The 18,582-nt window shown below is 71.9% G+C and carries 15 protein-coding genes; 9 read left to right on the top strand and 6 right to left on the bottom strand.

Going from position 1 to position 18,582, the window contains the following annotated elements; translation table 11 throughout:
- The 3 genes from DKL51_RS16770 to hppD form a co-directional block, all read right to left on the bottom strand.
- Positions 1-78 (bottom strand): DUF2510 domain-containing protein (locus DKL51_RS16770; protein WP_124812238.1); only part of this gene is annotated, 78 nt, incomplete at its 3' end.
- 22 nt (positions 79-100) lie between these two features.
- Entirely contained in the window at positions 101-826 is a 726-nt protein-coding gene (locus DKL51_RS16765; protein ID WP_109964700.1) for an RDD family protein, read from the bottom strand.
- An 11-nt stretch (positions 827-837) separates the two neighbouring features.
- Entirely contained in the window at positions 838-2,043 is a 1,206-nt protein-coding gene (gene hppD / locus DKL51_RS16760; RefSeq protein ID WP_109946015.1) for a 4-hydroxyphenylpyruvate dioxygenase, read from the bottom strand.
- A gap of 140 nt (positions 2,044-2,183) precedes the next feature.
- Here hppD and DKL51_RS16755 point away from each other — a divergent pair, with 140 nt between their 5' ends.
- The 3 genes from DKL51_RS16755 to DKL51_RS16745 all read left to right on the top strand — a co-directional run bounded on the left by DKL51_RS16755 (position 2,184) and on the right by DKL51_RS16745 (position 5,923).
- Entirely contained in the window at positions 2,184-2,669 is a 486-nt protein-coding gene (locus DKL51_RS16755) for an Lrp/AsnC family transcriptional regulator (protein ID WP_109946014.1), read from the top strand.
- 85 nt (positions 2,670-2,754) lie between these two features.
- Positions 2,755-4,188 (top strand): outer membrane protein assembly factor BamB family protein, encoded by a 1,434-nt coding sequence (locus DKL51_RS16750; protein WP_109946027.1) that lies wholly within the window; start codon positions 2,755-2,757, stop codon positions 4,186-4,188.
- 67 nt (positions 4,189-4,255) lie between these two features.
- A complete protein-coding gene (locus tag DKL51_RS16745; RefSeq protein ID WP_109946013.1) occupies positions 4,256-5,923 on the top strand; it encodes a fumarate hydratase in 1,668 nt (555 codons plus the stop codon).
- 64 nt (positions 5,924-5,987) lie between these two features.
- Here DKL51_RS16745 and DKL51_RS16740 read toward each other — a convergent pair whose 3' ends face one another.
- Positions 5,988-8,390 (bottom strand): hypothetical protein, encoded by a 2,403-nt coding sequence (locus tag DKL51_RS16740; RefSeq protein WP_123809621.1) that lies wholly within the window; start codon positions 8,388-8,390, stop codon positions 5,988-5,990.
- Between the two features lie 389 nt (positions 8,391-8,779).
- On the opposite strand from DKL51_RS16740, the gene DKL51_RS16735 reads away from it, so the two are divergent.
- The 3 genes from DKL51_RS16735 to DKL51_RS16725 all read left to right on the top strand — a co-directional run bounded on the left by DKL51_RS16735 (position 8,780) and on the right by DKL51_RS16725 (position 14,042).
- The gene (locus DKL51_RS16735) at positions 8,780-11,758 is read left to right on the top strand and encodes an AfsR/SARP family transcriptional regulator (protein WP_109946011.1); all 2,979 of its coding nucleotides are present in this window, start codon (positions 8,780-8,782) and stop codon (positions 11,756-11,758) included.
- Positions 11,759-11,793: 35 nt separating this feature from the next.
- On the top strand, positions 11,794-13,203 hold the full coding sequence (locus DKL51_RS16730) for a class II fumarate hydratase (protein ID WP_185734823.1): 1,410 nt from the start codon (positions 11,794-11,796) through the stop codon (positions 13,201-13,203).
- A 449-nt stretch (positions 13,204-13,652) separates the two neighbouring features.
- Positions 13,653-14,042 (top strand): TIGR03618 family F420-dependent PPOX class oxidoreductase, encoded by a 390-nt coding sequence (locus tag DKL51_RS16725; RefSeq protein WP_243420567.1) that lies wholly within the window; start codon positions 13,653-13,655, stop codon positions 14,040-14,042.
- 11 nt (positions 14,043-14,053) lie between these two features.
- On the opposite strand, the gene DKL51_RS16720 is transcribed toward DKL51_RS16725, so the two are convergent.
- A complete protein-coding gene (locus tag DKL51_RS16720; RefSeq protein ID WP_109946008.1) occupies positions 14,054-14,599 on the bottom strand; it encodes a CGNR zinc finger domain-containing protein in 546 nt (181 codons plus the stop codon).
- An 85-nt stretch (positions 14,600-14,684) separates the two neighbouring features.
- Here DKL51_RS16720 and DKL51_RS16715 point away from each other — a divergent pair, with 85 nt between their 5' ends.
- The 3 genes from DKL51_RS16715 (at position 14,685) to DKL51_RS16705 (ending at position 18,134) form a co-directional block, all read left to right on the top strand.
- The gene (locus tag DKL51_RS16715; protein WP_109946007.1) at positions 14,685-15,653 is read left to right on the top strand and encodes an EamA family transporter; all 969 of its coding nucleotides are present in this window, start codon (positions 14,685-14,687) and stop codon (positions 15,651-15,653) included.
- 26 nt (positions 15,654-15,679) lie between these two features.
- The gene (locus DKL51_RS16710) at positions 15,680-16,369 is read left to right on the top strand and encodes an HAD family hydrolase (RefSeq protein ID WP_109946006.1); all 690 of its coding nucleotides are present in this window, start codon (positions 15,680-15,682) and stop codon (positions 16,367-16,369) included.
- Between the two features lie 91 nt (positions 16,370-16,460).
- Positions 16,461-18,134 (top strand): S8 family serine peptidase, encoded by a 1,674-nt coding sequence (locus tag DKL51_RS16705; protein ID WP_109946026.1) that lies wholly within the window; start codon positions 16,461-16,463, stop codon positions 18,132-18,134.
- Between the two features lie 63 nt (positions 18,135-18,197).
- On the opposite strand, the gene DKL51_RS16700 is transcribed toward DKL51_RS16705, so the two are convergent.
- The coding region (locus DKL51_RS16700) for an IclR family transcriptional regulator domain-containing protein (protein WP_438819663.1) at positions 18,198-18,582 on the bottom strand (385 nt) is incomplete at its 5' end.

The following is an 18,582-nucleotide window of genomic DNA, read 5'->3' as shown; positions in this document are numbered from 1 at the left end:
GATCCACCCCTCGCCGTCCCAGTACCGTCGGGTCTCAGGGTCGGCGGGGTCCACGTACCACCCGGGCTGCACGCTCACCGCGTCGCCTCACTGCGCTCGCTCACGGAGCAACCTTAACGACGACGGTGCCGGCGAACCTGTCGTGCAGGCATTGCTGCCAGGGCTTGTCCCAGAGCTGCCAGAACCCGTCGACGTAGTTGAAGAAGGGGATCAGCATTCCGGCGACGAACTCGACCAGGTACCGCTTGCCGGCCATGCCGCGGGTCAGGGTGCGGGTCGGGTCGACCGGGACGATCCTGATCTTCATGATCCTCTTGCCGAGCGTCTGGCCGGTCCGGTAGGCGTACTCGACGTGGTAGAGCCAGTAGAAGATCAGCAGCAGCACGATCAACCCGGCCTCGGCGAGCAGCAGCGGAACGATGAAGTCGCCCATCAGCTGCGCCGGGTCGGGCTGCCGCACGCTGCCGTCCGGGTTGACGGTCATCATGTCGGTGACCGTGCGGTACCAGATCCACAGGAAGACCGGCAGGAAGAGCACCACCGACAGCAGGCTGGCCAGAGCGGTGTCGATCATCCAGGCCAGCAGCCGGTCGCCGAAGCCGGCGAGTGGCTGCCCATTGGGTGCGACCGGCGGGGGAGCCAGGCCGGGGTGGGGTGCCCAGCCGGGCGGTGGGCCCGGGTAGGCCGCGATCCCGGCGTACGGGGGCGGGGCGTACTGCGCCGGCGGGGCGTACCCCGAAACGGGGCCGGAGGGCGGCGTGAAGCCGCCGCCCGCGGGCGGAGGCCCGGCGGGCGGCGGCGTCGACAACGGGGGAGGCTGCGTCACGCTCGACAGTGTTACAGGTTGCCGCGCTTCTCCTGCTCCCGCTCGATGGCCTCGAACAGGGCCTTGAAGTTGCCCTTGCCGAAGCCCAGCGAGCCGTGCCGCTCGATCAGCTCGAAGAAGACGGTGGGACGGTCCTGCACCGGCTTGGTGAAGATCTGCAGCAGGTAGCCGTCCTCGTCCCGGTCGACCAGGATCTTGCGGGCCTTCAGCTCCTCGATCGGCACCCGCACCTGGCCGATCCGGGCGCGCAGCTCCGGGTCGTCGTAGTACGAGTCCGGGGTGTCCAGGAACTCGACGCCGGCGGCGCGCATCGCGTCGACGCTGGCCAGGATGTCGTTGGTGGCGACGGCGATGTGCTGCGCGCCCGGGCCCTGGTAGAACTCCAGGTACTCGTCGATCTGCGACTTCTTGCGCGCGATGGCCGGCTCGTTGAGCGGGAACTTCACCTTGCGGGTGCCGCTCGCGACGACCTTGCTCATCAGCGCCGAGTAGTCGGTCGCGATGTCGTCGCCGATGAACTCGGCCATGTTGGTGAAGCCCATGACGCGCTTGTAGAACTCCACCCACTCGTCCATCCGGCCGAGCTCGACGTTGCCGACCACGTGGTCGATCGCCTGGAAGAAGCGCTTCGGCTGGATGCCGGCGTCGATCATCGGCTGCCGGTCCACGATTGGGCCACGGGCCACGAAGCCGGGCAGGAACGGGCCGCTGTAACGGGACCGGTCGATCAGGGTGTGCCGGGTGTCGCCGTACGCGGCGATGGCGGCCACCCGGACGGTGCCGTGCTCGTCGCTGAGGTCGTGCGGCTCCTCGAGGCCCGTCGCGCCCTGGGCGACGGCGTGCGCGTACGCGGCGTCCACGTCCGGCACCTCCATCGCGATGTCGGAGACACCGTCGCTGTGCTTGGCGACGTGGTCGGCGCCGGGGGCGTCCGGGCGCACCGCGCCGGTCAGCACGAACCGGGCCGAGCCGCTGGTCAGCACGTACTGGGCGTGGTCCCGGTAGCCCTGCTCCGGGCCCCGGTACGCCACGCAGGTCATGCCGAACGCGGTGGAGTAGTAGTGCGCCGCCTGCTTCGCGTTGCCGACCAGGAAGTGCACGTGGTCCAGGCCCTTGACCGGGAAAGGGTCCCGGCTGATGTCGTGGTCGACGGCGCCGACGAGGGCGTCGACGTCGACTTCCTCGGATGACTGGGGTCGGTCGATCGCCTGGGTCATGGTGGCCTCCCTTGCGTACCGGCCGGCCTCGTGGGCCGCCGTTGGTGTGCTGATGTGGCGAGGATCGCTTCAGCGCCGCCGGTTGGGCAACCCTCCGCCGAAATGCTGGTCAGGTTGTGCATTCGGTAGGGTGTCTACCCGTGAACGCTGGTCAGGATGTACAGCTCGACGAACTGGACGCGCGGTTGATCGAACTGCTCGCCGAGGAGCCGCGGATCGGGGTGCTCGAATGCTCCCGGCGGCTCGGGGTGGCCCGGGGCACCGTCCAGGCCCGGCTGGACAAGCTGGTCGAGCGGCGCGTGATCACCGGCCTCGGGCCGGACATCTCACCCGCCGCGATCGGCTTCGGGGTGACCAGCTTCGTCACCCTGGAGATCAGCCAGCGGCACGGCCACGACCCGGTCACCGCGCACCTCGCCGCCATCCCCGAGGTGCTGGAGGCACACACCATCACCGGCTCCAGCGACCTGCTCTGCCGGATCGTCGCCCGCTCGAACACCGACCTCCAGCGGGTGATCGACCAGATCGTCTCCTCGGAGGGCATCACCCGCGCCTCCACGATCATCGCCCTGGCCGAGCAGATCCCGTACCGCGTGCTGCCGCTGGTCCGCTCCGCGGTGCGCTGACCGATTTCGACGACGGCAAAGAAAGCCCGGCGACACGGGCGCGCGGGCACTCGGGAGGCCGGTGATCGTCGCTACCGTGTCCGACGTGGCCAAGGGGAGCGGGCTGGGTGTTCGTGGATGGCTGCTGCTCGGCCTCATCACCGTGGTCATCCTCGCCTCGACCGGGGTGTGGAACCCGTTCCCGACCGTGTGGGACTGGGTGGACCGGAGCGAGCCGATCTCCGAGCCGGACGTGGTCTGGCAGCAGCGGGTCGGCGGCACCCCGAAGAGCGTCACCATCGCCGGCGACACCGTCATCGTCGAGCAGCGGACCCGGGTGGAGGCGCGCAGCCTGGCCACCGGCACGCAGCTCTGGGAGCGCAAGGCGGACTGGGCGGCGGTGGCCGGGGGCGACCGGGACCCGGTCGTCGCCGTGGGCAAGCTCCTGGTCAAGGGGTACGAGCTGCTCGACCCGCGCACCGGCGCGGTACGCCGCCGCGACGACGACGCGGTGGCGGTGTGGACGTACCGCAACGCGGTCCTCGACGTCAGCTGCGCCGCGCCCACCGACTGTGTGCTGACCGCCTGGGATCCGCGCGGCACCCGGCCACTCTGGACGGCCTTCCTGCCCGGCGTGCACAGCGGTCTGCTCGCCGACAACCCGGACCTGCTCGGCAGCCGGCGGCTCACCGCGCCTCGGATCGACGCCGGGGCGGCCGGCCCGGAGGCGGTGCCGCCGCTGCTCGGCTTCCCGGTCGACGGGCGGGTGCACGTGGTGGACACCGCCACCGGCCGGGTGCTGCAGAACGTGCAGCCCGGCCGGGAGGAGCGGCTGGCCGTGATCGGCGGTCGGCTGCTCCGGATCACCGCCACCTCCCGCGACGGCACCTGCTACTTCACCATCGTCGGCCAGGACCCGGCCACCGGCCAGCAGGTGTGGCGGCGCACCGGGGTGAACCTGCGGACCGCCCAGTACGCCGGCTGCGTGCAGCGGGAGGATCCGGAGGGTGCCCGGAACGTGATGATCGGGGTCGCCCCGGACGGCCGTGAGGCGGTGCTCGACGGGTACGACGGTCGGCTGCTGCACGTCGGCGCCGAAGGGGAGAAGGTGATCGCGGTCGACGACCGGTACGCGCTGGTGCGTACCGCCGACAAGCGGTCCGTCGTCGCCCGGGAGCTCTCCACCGACCGGGTGCTGTGGACCCGGGCCGCCGGCGGCAAGAGCGGCGGGGCGCTCACCCCGTACGCCGCGCTGATCGCCGAGGAGAAGCCGTCCCGGCTGATCGCCCTGGACCCGGGTACCGGCGGGGAGCTGGTGGTGCTGCGGACCTCCGCGAGCGCCCTGGCGGTCGGCCCGGACGGGATGATCATCGGGGAGGGCCGGGAGATCGGGTACGTCCGCTGGGGCGCTTCCGTCGCGCCGCCTCCGGACGAGGGCCCCCTCCCCGGGCCGGCGCCGACCGGCACCTACCAGGTCCCCTCCGACGAGGGGAGCTGCGGGCCGAAGCGGGAACTCTGCTACCAGGAGGACGGCGGGTGAGAGCGGCGTCCCAGGACGCCCCCGGCGGGTGTCACCGATCGACGCCTCTGCCCTAGGCTTTTCCGTCATGAGCAGTGCCGCCGCGTTCTCGTACGTCCCCTTGCTGCCGACCGGTCCCGACCAGACGGAGTATCGCCTGATCACCGACGAGGGCGTCGACGTCGTCGACGGCCCGGGTGGCCGTCGCTTTCTCACCGTCGAGCCCTCCGCGCTGACCGCGCTGACCGCCGAGGCGATGCACGACATCGCCCACTACCTGCGGCCGGCGCACCTGGCCCAGCTCCGCTCGATCATCGACGACCCGGCGGCCTCGCCGAACGACCGATTCGTCGCCCTGGACCTGCTGCGCAACGCCAACATCGCGGCCGGCGGCGTGCTGCCGATGTGCCAGGACACCGGCACCGCGATCGTGATGGGCAAGCGCGGCCGGCACGTGCTCACCGACGGCAGCGACGCCGAGGCCATTTCGCGCGGCGTCTACCAGGCGTACACCCGGCTCAACCTGCGCTACTCGCAGCTCGCCCCGCTGACCATGTGGGAGGAGCGGAACACCGGCAGCAACCTGCCCGCCCAGGTGGAGATCTACGCCGAGGACCCGGACGGGCACCCGGACGCGTACAAGTTCCTCTTCATGGCCAAGGGCGGCGGCTCGGCCAACAAGTCGTACCTCTACCAGGAGACCAAGGCGCTGCTGAACCCGACGCGGATGATGCAGTTCCTGGAGGAGAAGCTGCGGCTAATCGGCACCGCGGCCTGCCCGCCGTACCACCTGGCCATCGTCATCGGCGGCACCTCCGCCGAGTACGCCCTGAAGACCGCGAAGTACGCCTCCGCGAAGTACCTGGACGCCCTGCCCACCTCCGGCTCGATGAGCGCGCACGGCTTCCGTGACCTGGAGCTGGAGGCGGAGGTGCTGGAGCTGACCCGCAACTTCGGCATCGGCGCGCAGTTCGGCGGGCGCTACTTCTGCCACGACGTGCGGGTCGTCCGGCTGCCCCGGCACGGCGCCTCCTGCCCGGTGGCCATCGCCGTATCCTGCTCCGCCGACCGGCAGGCGGTCGCCAAGATCACCCCGTCCGGAGTCTGGCTGGAGCGGCTGGAGACCGACCCGGCGCGCTTCCTGCCGGACGTCACCGAGGCGCAGCTCGACTCGTCCGAGGTGGTCCGGGTCGACCTCAACCGGCCGATGGACGAGATCCGCGCCGAACTCGCCAAGTACCCGGTGAAGACCCGGCTGTCGCTGTCCGGGCCGCTGGTGGTGGCCCGGGACATCGCGCACGCCAAGATCGCCGAGCGGCTGGACGCGGGTGAGCCGATGCCGCAGTACCTGCGCGACCACGCCGTCTACTACGCCGGCCCGGCCAAGACCCCCGAGGGGTACGCCTCCGGCTCCTTCGGCCCGACCACGGCCGGCCGGATGGACGCGTACGTGGAGAAGTTCCAGGCGGCCGGCGGGTCGATGGTCATGCTGGCCAAGGGGAACCGGTCCGCCCAGGTGACCCGTTCCTGCCAGCAGCACGGCGGCTTCTACCTCGGCTCGATCGGCGGCCCGGCCGCCCGGCTCGCCCAGGACTGCATCAAGCACGTCGAGGTCCTCGAGTACCCGGAGCTGGGCATGGAGGCGGTCTGGAAGATCGAGGTGGAGAACTTCCCGGCCTTCATCGTGGTCGACGACAAGGGCAACGACTTCTTCGCCGAGGTGACCAAGCCGGTGCTCACCGTCGGCCGTCGCTGACCCCGGACGTACGCGAAAGGGGCGCCGGGCGAATCCGCCCGGCGCCCCTTCCCGTGTCTCCCGGTCAGCTCGGGTTGGCCACGTAGAAGTAGTAGTAGTCCTCCCCGGACGTGATGCCCGAAGCGGTCCGGCTGGACACGAAGAGGTAGTTGCCGCCCTCGTAGGGGGTGAGGGTGATCGTGGCGGTGCCGTCCGCGCCGGCCGGCACGGTCTGCTCCTCGTCGCCGTATCGGTAGACGAACTCGGTGGTGCCCGGCATGTGGGCGGTCAGGGTGAACTGCCCTGGGATCCCAGGGCCGCCGCCCGTCCCGCCGCCGCCGGCAGGGTAGTCCTCGCTGGCCACCGTCGGGGCCAGCTTGCCGAGGATGAAGGAGTACTCGGTCTCGTCGGAGACGATGTCGCCCATCTTCTCGCGCACGGTGAGCCGCACCCACCCGCTGGAGTCCACCGGGTACGACCCCGGCGTCCAGCTGATGGTCGCGGTGCCGTCGACCCCCGCCGCCACGGTCTGCGGGCCGTCACCGAAGTCGTAGACGTACTCGCTGACGCCCTCCCGGGCCGGGTGGAAGGTGAACTGCCCGGTCGCCGCCGGGCCGCCGCTCTCCTGGTACATCGGGTAGTCGGCCGAGCTGACCTCCGGGGCGTGCGAGACGGCGACGAAGTAGGCGGAGGTGGTCTCCGACTCGACGCCGTCGGCGGTCCGGCTGAACACCTCCATCCACTGGAGGCCGCCCCAGGTCGGGGTGAACGTGACGCTGGCGGTGCCGTCCTTCCGCGCGGCCACGGTGTGCTGCTCGCCGCCGTTGACCGACCAGACGTACTCGGTCACCCCGGCCATGCCCGGGGCGAAGGTGAACGTGCCGGGGGTGCCGACGAGGGCGCCGTCCGTGGCGTCCGTCGGGTACTCCGGGGAGGTGACGGTCGGCTTGGTGGCCAGGTAGAAGTAGTAGATTGCCTCGCCGCTGGGCAGGCCGTCCGCGGTCCGGCTGGTCACGGTGACCTTGTTGGAGCCGGCCTGACGCGGCGTGATCGTCACCTTAGCGGTGCCGTCGGCGGCGGCCGACACGGTCGCCGGCTCCCCGTCGTTGAGCCGCCAGGTGTACTCGACCACGTTCTCCATGCCCGGCGAGAACGTCAGTTCCCGGGGCTCGCCGATCGCGCCGGTCGGGTTCGCGTCGGTGATCCGCGGTGCGGTCTGCTGGACGTAGAAGTAGTACTCGACGGTCTGGGAACGGTTGCCGGTGCGGTCCACGCTGTACACCCAGAGCCGGTGCGGGCCGGCGCTCTTCGGGGTGTAGGTGGCGGTCGCCGACCCGCCGAGGCCGTCGGCATCGACCTGGCCGGAGCCGTCGTAGCCCCAGTAGTGGTAGCTCTTGACGTCGTCCGAGCCGTTGGCGGAGAAGGTGAACTTGCCCGGGATGTTCGGCCCGAACGCGGTCGGCTGGTACGGCGCGGCCGGGTAGTCGGTCGAGGTGACCGTGGGAGCCGCCGGCCGCTGGGTGTCGACGGTGAACCGGCACTCCGGCGACCAGTCCGAGGTGTCGCCGTACTGGTCGGTGGCGCGGACGCTGAACGCGTACGTGCCGCCGTGCACCATTACCCCGTCGGGCACGGTGTACCGGAACCAGTAGCCCGAGGACATCGTGTAGGGGTACTCGAACTCGGTCCGCTCGGCGGGCCGGTCCGCTGGCCACCAGGCGAAGGTCGCCTTCACCTGGTCGCCGCCGCCGGTCTCGTTGACGTCCGGGTCGGTCAGCAGGGCCTGGAGCTCCGGCCGGGTCGTGCCGATGAACAGGTCGTCCCGGCAGGCGACGCCGCCGGCGCTGAGCTTGGTCGGGACGTTCGGCGCGCTGTTGTGTTCCAGCGAGACGCCGAGGGTCTTCACCCGCCGGCCCCAGTGGACGCCGTCCTCGTGCTCACCGATGCGGAGCATGAGGGTGAGCTTGTCCTGCCGCTCGCTGACCGCCTTGCGGACCGCGTCGGTGATCGCGGTCGACAGGTACGTCGACGGGCAGGGCGCGTCGGGGAGGCTGATGTCGGCGAGCTTCTCGATGGTGTTGGGAGCCGTCTTCCAGGTGGGCGCCGCGGCCGGGTTCTCGGTCCGCCAGAGCTGGAGTTCCCGCGGCTTGTCGCAGTCGTTCACGGACCGCTCGCCGGTCACCGCGCGGGCGCTGATGATCCGCTGTCCGTGGTAGCGGGTGAGGTCGAAGGTGAAGTAGGCCCGGGACGTGTGCTTGTCGCCGGACGTCGTCTCCCAGGTACCGACCGGGAGGGTGCCGTCCTCCGCCGTGAAGGAGCGGGTGGGTTGGGCGTTGTCCGTCCAGGCCACCTCGACCGGCTGAACGTAGTTGAGCAGGGCCGACGCCGGCTGGCCGGTGAACGTCACGGCGCCCGTGGTGGTGAGCAGGGCGGCGAGGCCTGCGGTGAGGAACCGGCGCCGTACGCGCCGACGACGTGCCGTGGGCACGCCGGTGGAACCCCCGTTGTCGTGCAAGGTTGAGCCTCCGAAGGGAGTGACAGGATTTCCATGATCTTAAGTACGTGATGGCGTCGTGTGCGCCCGACTTTCGGCCGATGAAGGTGGGCTGACGCGCCAGCGGGTGGTCGGCGGCACGGGGAAGGGGACGCCCCGGCGCCCTCTTCCCCGCCTGCCGTTCATCGACATCGGTGCGCCCGCCCGGGGTTTCGCCCGGTCGGGCGCACCGCCCCCGTCGGATGCCGTCACCGACAACCCGGCACGAGTGTCGACGCTGCCGCTGTCGATCCGCTATCAGATCGCTATCGCCGGCCCGAGGGCGATCCCCGAGCACGGGGTTACGCTGCAGTAAGTTGCACAAAAGGCGTACGGGGGTGCGGATGCGGTTCGGGATCCTGGGATCCCTGCGGGTCGGCGGTGGTGAATCCACCGTCACCGCGGGTCGGGACCGGATCGTGCTCGCCACGCTCCTGCTGCGTGCCGGCCGGGTGGTGCCCATCGAGGAGCTGGTCGACGCGGTCTGGGAGGAGAATCCGCCGGCCACCGCGCGCGCCCAGCTCCAGATCTGCGTGTCGCGGCTGCGACAGCGCCTCGCCCTGCTCGGGCTGCCGCCGGAGATCATTGTCACCGACCCGGTGGGCTACGGCATCCGGGTCGCCCCGGCCGACCTGGACGCCGAGGTCTTCGCGCGGGCGGTCGACGCCGGCCGGGCCGCGGTCGACGCCGGCCAGCCGACCGAGGCGCGCCGCCATTACCGGGCCGCGCTGGCCCTCTGGCGGGGCCCGGCGCTCAGTGGCATCCGCAGCCGGAGCGTGCGGCGCCGGGCGCAGAGCCTCGATGAGCAGCGCCTCGCCGCGCTGGAGGAGTGTGTCGACGTCGAGCTGCGGCTCCGGCGGGCCGCCGACCTCATCGACGAGCTCACCGAAGCCGTCGAACGGGACCCGCTGCGGGAGCGGCTGCGCGGCCAGCTGATGCTCGCCCTCTCGGCCGTCGGCCGGCAGGCGGACGCGCTCGCCGTCTACCGCGAGGGCCGCCGCATTTATGCCGACGAGCTGGGCATCGAGCCCGGCACGGCGTTGCAGGAGCTGCACCAGCGGGTGCTCGCCGGCGACCTGGCGCTGACCGGACCGGCTGAGCGGACGTACAACCCGATCCGGGCGCTGCCTCGGGCGATCAGCGACTTCACCGGCCGGCAGGAGACCGTGGCCCGGCTGGTCAAGGAGATCGAGGAGGAGGGGGCCCGGGTCCAGCTCGTCGACGGCATGGCCGGCAGCGGCAAGACCACGCTGGCGGTGCACCTCGCGACCGCCCTCGGTGGCCGCTACCCGGACGCGCAGCTCTTCATCGACCTGCACGGGCACAGCGCACGCACCCCGCTGACCCCGGCCGCGGCGGTGGCCACCCTGCTCCGCCAGCTCGGCGTGCCGGCCGAGCGGGTGCCGCTCGACCCGGACGACCGGCTGGCCATGTGGCGCACCGAGCTGGCCCACCGGCGCGCCCTGGTGGTGCTCGACAACGCGGCGGACGCCGCACAGGTCACTCCGCTACTGCCCAACGGGCCGGGCTGCCTGGTCCTGATCACCAGCCGGCGGCGGCTGGTGGGCCTGGACGAGGGCCGCCCCTCGTCCCTGCCCGTCCTGGACCCCGACGAGGCGATCGAGCTGCTCGGCCGGGTCGCCGGCGCCGCCCGGGTGGCCGCCGAGCCGGAGGCCGCAGCCGAGGTGGCGCGGCTCTGCGGGTATCTGCCGCTGGCGATCCGGCTGGCCGGAGCCCGGTTGGCGCACCGGCCCCGCTGGCGGATCGCCGACCTCGCGGAACGGCTGACCTCCGGCCGGGACCGGCTGGCGGAACTCAGCGCGGGGGAGCGCTCGGTCGGGCAGGCGTTCGCCCTCTCGTACGCCCAGGTGTCGCCGGCGGCGCAGCGGCTGTTCCGGCTGCTGGGGCTGCATCCCGGTGGCCGGGTGGACAACCGGGTGGCCGCGGTGCTCGCCGACCTGCCCCTGACCGAGGCGCAGGACCTGCTGGACGAGCTGGTCGACGCGAACCTGATCGAGGAAGGTGAGCCGGGCCGGTACCGGCTGCACGACCTGATCGGGGAGTATGCCCGGACGCTCGCGGCCGAGCAGCAGGCCGGCGAGGGGCGTCCGGCCCTCGAACGGCTCCTCGACTACCACCTGCAGGTTGCCGCAGCCATCGCCCGCTCGCTGCAGATGGCCGGGTCCCCCACCCTGTTCCCGCTGCCGCCGCCGAGTCGTCCGGACCTGGTCGCCTCCGCCGTCGGCCTGGGCCGGGCCTGGTTCGACGAGAACCGGGCCGCACTGACCGCCCTGGTCCGGGTGGCCGAGACCGAGGGTTTCCTCCGGCACTGCTGGCAGCTCGCCCGGGCCTGCTGGGAGGCCAACTTCGACGGCGGCCACCTCGACGAGCTGATCGAGACGCACACCGTCGGCCTCCGGGCCGCGGAGACGCTCGGCGACGACGAGGCGGTGGCGATGACGTTGAACTACCTCGCCTCGGGTTACTACCGGCAGGCCCGTTTCGCGGAGGCGATCGGCCAGATGGAGGTGGCGCTCACCCTCTACCGCAGGCTGGGGCGGTGGCGCGAGGTTCGCAACATCCTGGGCAACCTGGCATCGGCCTATACGACGCACGGCGACTACCGGCGGGCGTTCGAGCGGTTCGAGGCGTCGGCGGCGCTCGCCCGCAAGGAGAACGAGACGGGGCCGATGGCGAACCTGCTGAACAACCTGACGATCGCCCTCACCTGGTCGGGGCGGTACGAGGAGGCGTTGCGGACCGCCCGCAACCACCTGCTGCTGGCCCGGGAGACCGGCGAGCCCCGGCACCTGGGAAACGCCCTCGGCCACGTCGGAATGGTCCGGCACCGGATGGGCCACCCGGGCCCGGCCCGCCGGCTGCTGGCCGCGGCGCTCCGGCTCAAGCGCCGGGCCGGCAATCGGTTCGGGGAGGGCGAGGTGCTGAACGAGATCGGCGAGCTGGACCGCGAGTCGGGCCGGCCCGACCTGGCCGCGGCCCGGCACCGCGCCGCGCTGGTCGCGATGAGCGACGCCCGGGACCTGATCGGGCAGTGTGCCTCGCGGAACCTGCTGGCGCGGGCGATCCTCGAGCAGGGCGACGTCGCGAGCGCACTCGACCTGCACCGGCGGGTGCTTGCCGACGCCACCCGACTGGGCGCCCGCCACGAGCAGGCCCGCGCGCTCGACGGCATGGCCCGCTGCCTGCGCGGCACCGACCCGCGCCAGGCCCGCACGTACGCCAGCCGGGCGCTGGCCCTGTACCGCCAGGTCGACTCCCCGGACCAGGCGAGCACGGCGGAGCTGCTGGCCGAGCTGGACTGAGCGATCATCTGCGAGTCGGCGGCAGGCGCGGCAGGATGGTACGCGTGACGACTCCAGAGGCGACCGGCTACCGGATCGAACGCGACTCGATGGGCGAGGTCGAGGTGCCCGCCGAGGCGCTGTGGCGGGCGCAGACCCAGCGCGCGGTGCAGAACTTCCCGATTTCCGGGCGGGGCATCGAACCGGCCCAGATCAAGGCCCTGGCCCAGATCAAGGGCGCGGCGGCGCAGGTCAACGCCGAACTGGGCGTGATCGACGCGGACGTGGCCGAGGCGATCGCCACCGCTGCGGCGCACGTCGCCGACGGCGGGTACGACGACCAGTTCCCGGTGGACGTCTTCCAGACCGGTTCGGGCACCTCGTCCAACATGAACACCAACGAGGTGATCGCCACCCTGGCCAGCCGGGAGCTGGGCCGCAACGTCCACCCGAACGACCACGTCAACGCCTCGCAGTCCAGCAACGACGTCTTCCCGTCCTCGATCCACCTGGCCGCCACCCAGGCCGTGGTGGAGGATCTGCTGCCCGCGCTGCGGCACCTGGCCGAGGCGCTGGAGAGCAAGTCCGCCGAGTTCGAGACGGTGGTCAAGGCCGGGCGTACCCACCTGATGGACGCCACGCCGGTGACCCTGGGCCAGGAGTTCGGCGGATACGCCGCCCAGGTCCGCTACGGCGTCGAGCGGCTGGAGGGGTCGCTGCCCCGGCTGGCCGAGTTGCCGCTCGGCGGCACCGCCGTCGGCACCGGCATCAACACCCCGCTGGGCTTCGCCGCGAAGGTGATCGAGAAGCTGCGCACGTCGACCGGGCTGCCGCTGACCGAGGCGCGCAACCACTTCGAGGCGCAGGGCGCCCGGGACGCGCTGGTGGAGACCTCCGGCCAGCTCCGCACCATCGCCGTCGGCCTCTACAAGATGGCCAACGACATCCGGTGGATGGGCTCCGGTCCCCGCGCCGGCCTGCGCGAGCTGCGCATCCCGGACCTGCAGCCCGGCTCGTCGATCATGCCCGGCAAGGTGAACCCGGTGGTCGCCGAGGCGATGCGGCAGGTCTGCGCGCAGGTGATCGGCAACGACGCCACGGTCACCTTCGCCGGCTCTCAGGGCGACTTCGAGCTGAACGTGATGCTCCCGGTGATGGGTCGCAACCTGCTGGAGTCGATCCGGCTGCTGGCCGCGTCGAGCCGGCTCTTCGCCGACCGTCTGCTGGCCGGCCTGGTGGCGGACGCCGAGGTCTGCCTCGCGTACGCCGAGGGCTCGCCGTCGATCGTCACCCCGCTCAACCGCTACCTCGGGTACGACGAGGCCGCCTCGATCGCCAAGGAGGCGCTGGCCAAGCAGACCTCCATCCGCGAGATCGTGATCGCCCGCGGTCACGTGGACTCCGGCAAGCTCTCCGAGCAGCAGCTCGACGAGGCCCTCGACCTGCTCCGGATGACCCACCCCTGACCGTCCTCGGCTTTGACGGCTGGTGTCCGGTGCCGTCAGACGCTCTCGTGAAGTCCTGTGGAGGTGCCCCGCGCACGCTACCGCCCGTGCTCCCGCCGCCGAATCGGGCTCGGGACGGCGGTAGCACGGGCGGGGCAGCTCCACAGGTACTCCTCAAGCACCGTCCGACCGGGGCGGACCGAGGCGACCGGGACCGCCGCGCGGGACCCAACCGAGAAAGCGGTCGAAGAGGTCCCTCGGGTTGCCATCGTTGGCCCGCCAGAATTGGGCGACGGTGAGCCGCCCGGCGTGGCCGACCTGCGAGCCTCGCAGCGGCGTTGCCGTCACAAGAGTCGATCGAGCTGTTGAGGGAGATGGCCGAGTCATGGACCCGACCGGTGCCCGGTGGAGGAAGAGCACCTTCGACCCGTACGCCTGGCGGGCCTTCGTGGCCACGCCGCCGCGCTGACGTGCGGACCGCGCCAGGGCCGGAGCTGCTCGACCGGCTGGACCGGGAGCGGATCGTCTGGCTCTGCACGCTGCGCCGGGACGGCTCCCCGCACCTCACCCCCGTCTGGTACCTGTTCCGGGACGACGGGTGGTGGATCGCCACGACCGAGCGGACCGTGAAGGCCCGGAATGTCGCGGCCGACCCCCGGGTGTCGCTGGCGCTGCCGGACGGGATGGCGCCGGTCGTCGCCGAGGGCACCGCCGTCATCCGGTACGCGCCGTTTCCGCCCGAGGTCGTGGAGGGTCTTCGCCGGCGGTACGACGGCTGGGACATCACCGATTCAGCCGGGCCGGACGGCGACTACGTCCTGCTGCGCGTCACGGTCACCCGCTGGTTGCTGACCGGATAACCCCCGGGTTGTCAGGAGTGGGCGGCCGCCTTGCGGGCCCGGTAGGCGGTGACGGCGGCCCGGTTGCCGCAGCCGGCGTCGCAGAACCGGCGGGAGCGGTTCTTCGACAGGTCGACAAGGACGTTGTCGCAGTCCGGGTGATCGCAGATCCGCAGCCGGCTCAGCTCGCCGGCACGGACGAGATCGGCCACCGCCATCGCGGCCTCGACCGCCATCCGGGTGGCCAGCGGCGCGTCCCGGGGCACGGCGTGCAGGTGGTACGGCTCGTCGTCGTGCCGGATGAGCTGCGGCAGCGCGTTCGACTCGCGGAGCAGCCCGTTGACGATGGTCACCACACCGTCCGTGTCGGCGTGCCAGATCCGGCGCAGGCGGGGGCGGAGTTCCCGTACCGACCGCAGCTCCGCCTCGGTGTGCTCGTGCCGTCCGGTCCAGCCGTGGGCGGTGAAGAACTCATCCAGCGCGGCGACGTCGGGCAGCCCCTCCTGGTCGCCGTCGGCCGTGTTGACCAGCCCCGCGGCGGCGATCAGGCCGCACTCGGTGTCATGGGCGAAAAGCAACTTGACTCCTGTCAGGGTGCCGGACTAGCGTCATGAGCATAACCCCTAATCACTCATGACGGCCGTCGGACCAAGGAGCATGTCGATGCGTGAATGGCCCGGTGTCGGCCTCGGCCTGGCGCTGCTCTCCGCCCTCACCTTCGCCACCTCGGGCACCTTCGCCCGGCCACTGATCAGCGGCGAGTGGTCCGCCGAGGCGGTGGTGGTGGCCCGGGTCGGTATCGCCGCGCTGGTGCTGGCCGTGCCGGCCCTGCTGGCCCTGCGCGGTCGCTGGCACGTACTGCGGCGCAACGCCGGCACCGTCGTCGTGTTCGGACTGCTCGGGGTGGCCCTCGCCCAGGCCTGTTTCTTCAACGCCGTCCGTTACCTGCCGGTCGGGGTCGCGCTGCTGCTGGAGTACCTGGGCATCATCATCGTGGTCGGCTGGATGTGGCTGGTCCACGGGCAGCGGCCCCGCACGCTCACCGTGGTCGGATCGGTGACCGCGCTGTGCGGGCTGGTCTTCGTGCTGGACCTCACCGGCGGCAGCCGCCTCGACCCGGTCGGCGTGCTCTGGGGACTGGGCGCGGGCGTCGGACTGGCCGGCTACTTCGTCATCGCCGGCCGGGTCGACGCCGGCCTCCCCTCGGTGGTGATGGCGAGCGCCGGGATGGCCGTCGGCGCTCTGGTCCTGCTCCTGCTCGGCGTGGTGGGGCTGCTGCCCCTGCGGGCCGGTCTCGCCGATGTCGACTTCGCTGGGCACCGGATGAGCTGGCTCGTGCCGATCGCCGGCCTGTCGCTGATCGCCGCGGTGGTCGCCTACCTCACCGGCATCGCCGGGGCGCGACTCCTGGGCGCCCGGTTGTCGTCCTTCGTCGGGCTCACCGAGGTGATGTTCGCGGTGCTGATCGCCTGGCTGGTGCTGGGTGAGCTGCCGACCGTCGTCCAACTGCTCGGCGGCGCGCTGATCGTGGCCGGCGTCGCCCTGGTCCGCGTCGACGAGCTGCGCGCCGCGCCGGAGCCCGGGCAGCCGGCCGGAACCCCGGCCGAGCCGGTCCTGTCCAGCGAGCGGTGAGCGAGCCCGCTGAGCGGCCCGAAGGGATGCCGGCCGCCGTCGTCTTCGACGCCGACGAGACGCTGCTCGACCTGCGGCCGGCGGTCACCGGCGCGCTGGTGGCCGTACTCGAGGAGATGCGGCGGCGGACCCCGGCGGCGGCCGCGGTCTCCCTTGCGGACCTGGAGTCCGACTGGGGCACGGTGTTCGGCGGGCTCAGCTCCGCGCCGGTGCAGGAGGTCCGGCGGGCTGCGCTGGCTCGGTCGTTGGCCCGGGCCGGGCTCGACGACGAGCTGGACGATTTTGCCGGCATCTTCTTCGACCGCCGGTTCGCGCTGACCCGGCCCTTCCCGGACGCGCTGCCGGCGCTTGCCGCGCTGCGGCGGCGCCACCTGCTGGGCTTCGCCACCAACGGCAACAGCCGCGCGGAACGCTGCGGGCTCGCCGGCGAGTTCGCCTTCGAGCTGTACGCGCACGAGAACGGCCTGCCGAAAAAGCCGGCGCCGGAGTTCTACGCCGCCGTGGTGGCCGCCGCCGGAGTGCCGCCCGAGCGGATCGTGTACGTCGGGGACTCGCCGGAACACGACGTGGTCGGGCCGCAGCGCGCCGGGCTGCGGGCGGTCTGGCTCAACCGGCCGGGACTGCCCCGTCCGACCGGTCTCGCGCCGGACGCCGAGGTGTCCAGCCTGGGCGAACTGCCCGACGCGCTGGCCGCGCTGGAACCGACGAAAACCTGATTCCGGTCCATTCCGGACGCTTGTCTGGCGTGAACTACCTTCGGTGGTATGTGATGGCTGCCACGTCCCTCAACGGAGAGGATCTGATGTGGTGAGCAAACGCTTCACCGTCGGCGGGGTCGCGACCGCGGCCGCGCTGGCACTCACGGTGACCGGCCTGGTTGCGCCGGCCAACGCCGGGACGACCAGCACCCGGACCTTCACCGTGGTGGCGAAGGACGGCGTCTCCGCCAGCACGGCGATCGCCGCGATCAAGGCCGCGGGCGGAACCGTGGTGTCCCGTACGGACAGCGTCGGCATGTTCCGCGTAGCCAGCAACCGTGCCGACTTCGCCAGCCGCGTCGCCGGCACCGGGTCGCTCGTCGGTGCAAGTGAGCGCAAGGCCGTCGGCTACGCCCCGCGAGCCGACCTCGACAAGGTCGAGCGCGAGAACCTGGCGAACGCCCCGAAGAAGGGCACCGTCGAACTGGCGAAGGGCCCCACCGGCCTCGACCCGCTCGACGACAAGCTCTGGGGCCTGTCGATGATCCACGCCGACCGGGCCCGCGCCGTCGAGGACGGCAAGGCCGATGTCAAGGTCGGCATCCTCGACACCGGCGTCGACGCCAGCAACCCGGACATCGCGCCCAACTTCGGCTGGTCGCTGTCGAAGAACTTCGCTCCCGACATGACCGACATCGACGGCGCGTGCGAGGTCGCCAGCTGCCTCGACCCGATCGGCACCGACGACGGCGGCCACGGCACGCACGTCGCGGGCACGGTCGGTGCTGCCGCCAACGGCTTCGGGGTCTCCGGCGTCGCGCCCGGGGTCAAGCTCGTCGAGCTCAAGGGTGGCCAGGACTCCGGCTACTTCTTCCTCGACCCCGTCGTCAACGCGCTGGTCTACGCCGGCGACAAGGGCCTCGACGTGGTCAACATGTCCTTCTACGTCGACCCGTGGCTCTACAACTGCACCAACAACCCGACCGACTCGCCGGAAGCCCGGGCCGAGCAGCGGGCCATCATCACGGCCATGAAGCGGGCGCTGAACTACGCCCACGACCACGGCGTGACGCTCGTCGGTGCCCTCGGCAACAACCACGAGGACCTCGGCAAGCCCCGCGTCGACACCAGCAGCCCGGACTACGGCCCCGCGCCGTACCACCGGCCGATCGACAACGACACCTGCCTCGACCTGCCGGTCGAGGGGCCGCACGTGATCGGCGTGTCGTCGGTCGGCCCGTCGGGCCGCAAGGCCGACTACTCCAACTACGGCACCGAGCAGATCTCGGTCGCCGCGCCGGGCGGTTGGTACCGCGACGGCTACGGGACCGACGCCTACCGCACCGACGCCAACATGATCCTCTCCAGCTACCCGAAGAAGGTGCTGCAGGAGGAGGGCGCGGTCGACAAGGACGGCAACATCCTGCCGGACGCGCAGAGCTACGTCTTCAAGCAGTGCACCGCCGGCGGCGCCTGCGGCTACTACACCTACCTGCAGGGCACCTCGATGGCGTCGCCGCACGCCGCCGGCGTCGCGTCGCTGATCGTCAGCCGGTTCGGCACGTGGCGCCAGGGCGAGTTCGGTCTCGCTCCGGACACGGTGGAGAAGCAGCTCACGACCACGGCCGCCGAGCACGCCTGCCCGCAGCCGCGGATGCAGACGTACCAGCGTGAGGACCGCAGTGGCCAGTTCAACGCCTACTGCGAGGGCGACGAGGAGTTCAACGGCTTCTACGGGTACGGCATCGTCGACGCGTACGCCGCGGTGACCACCCCCATGTGACAGCCGGCAACACCGTGCGGGCCCGGGCGACCACCTGTCGCCCGGGCCTTCGCGTGCCTGACGTCAGCCCAGGGCCGTGGCGATGGCGATGGCGGCGGTGGTGACCTGGGCGCCGACCACCTCGACGTCCAGCGGGGCCAGGGAGACGACCCCGACGCTCGCCTCCAGTCCGGGCACCCCGAGCACCGGCGCGGCCACCCCGTACGCCCCGGACTGCAACTCCCCGCTGGTGCTCACCGGGCCGGCGGCGCCCGCCCGCCCGGCGAGGATGGCCCGCCCCGCCGCACCGAGCTCCAGCGGATGCCGGGACCCGGTCCGGTACGCCACGTGGAACGACGTCCAACTCGGCTCGACCACCGCCAGGGCGACCCCCTCGCCGCCCTCGACCACGGTGAGGTGCGCGGTTGCTCCGGCCTGCTCGGCCAGGCGGCGCAGCGCCGGCAGCGCC

The organism is Micromonospora globispora (assembly GCF_003857015.1).
Classification (GTDB): domain Bacteria; phylum Actinomycetota; class Actinomycetes; order Mycobacteriales; family Micromonosporaceae; genus Micromonospora; species Micromonospora globispora.
This window is presented reverse-complemented; position numbering and strand designations above follow the sequence as displayed.

What these genes read in the sequence shown, in the direction of transcription:
- hppD (WP_109946015.1), bottom strand. Translation starts at nt 2,043, where the DNA reads ATGACCCAGGCGATCGACCGACCCCAGTCATCCGAGGAAGTCGACGTC.
- DKL51_RS16745 (WP_109946013.1), top strand. Translation starts at nt 4,256, where the DNA reads ATGAGCAGTGCCGCCGCGTTCTCGTACGTCCCCTTGCTGCCGACCGGT.
- DKL51_RS16735 (WP_109946011.1), top strand. Translation starts at nt 8,780, where the DNA reads ATGCGGTTCGGGATCCTGGGATCCCTGCGGGTCGGCGGTGGTGAATCC.
- DKL51_RS16730 (WP_185734823.1), top strand. Translation starts at nt 11,794, where the DNA reads ATGGTACGCGTGACGACTCCAGAGGCGACCGGCTACCGGATCGAACGC.
- DKL51_RS16715 (WP_109946007.1), top strand. Translation starts at nt 14,685, where the DNA reads ATGCGTGAATGGCCCGGTGTCGGCCTCGGCCTGGCGCTGCTCTCCGCC.
- DKL51_RS16710 (WP_109946006.1), top strand. Translation starts at nt 15,680, where the DNA reads ATGCCGGCCGCCGTCGTCTTCGACGCCGACGAGACGCTGCTCGACCTG.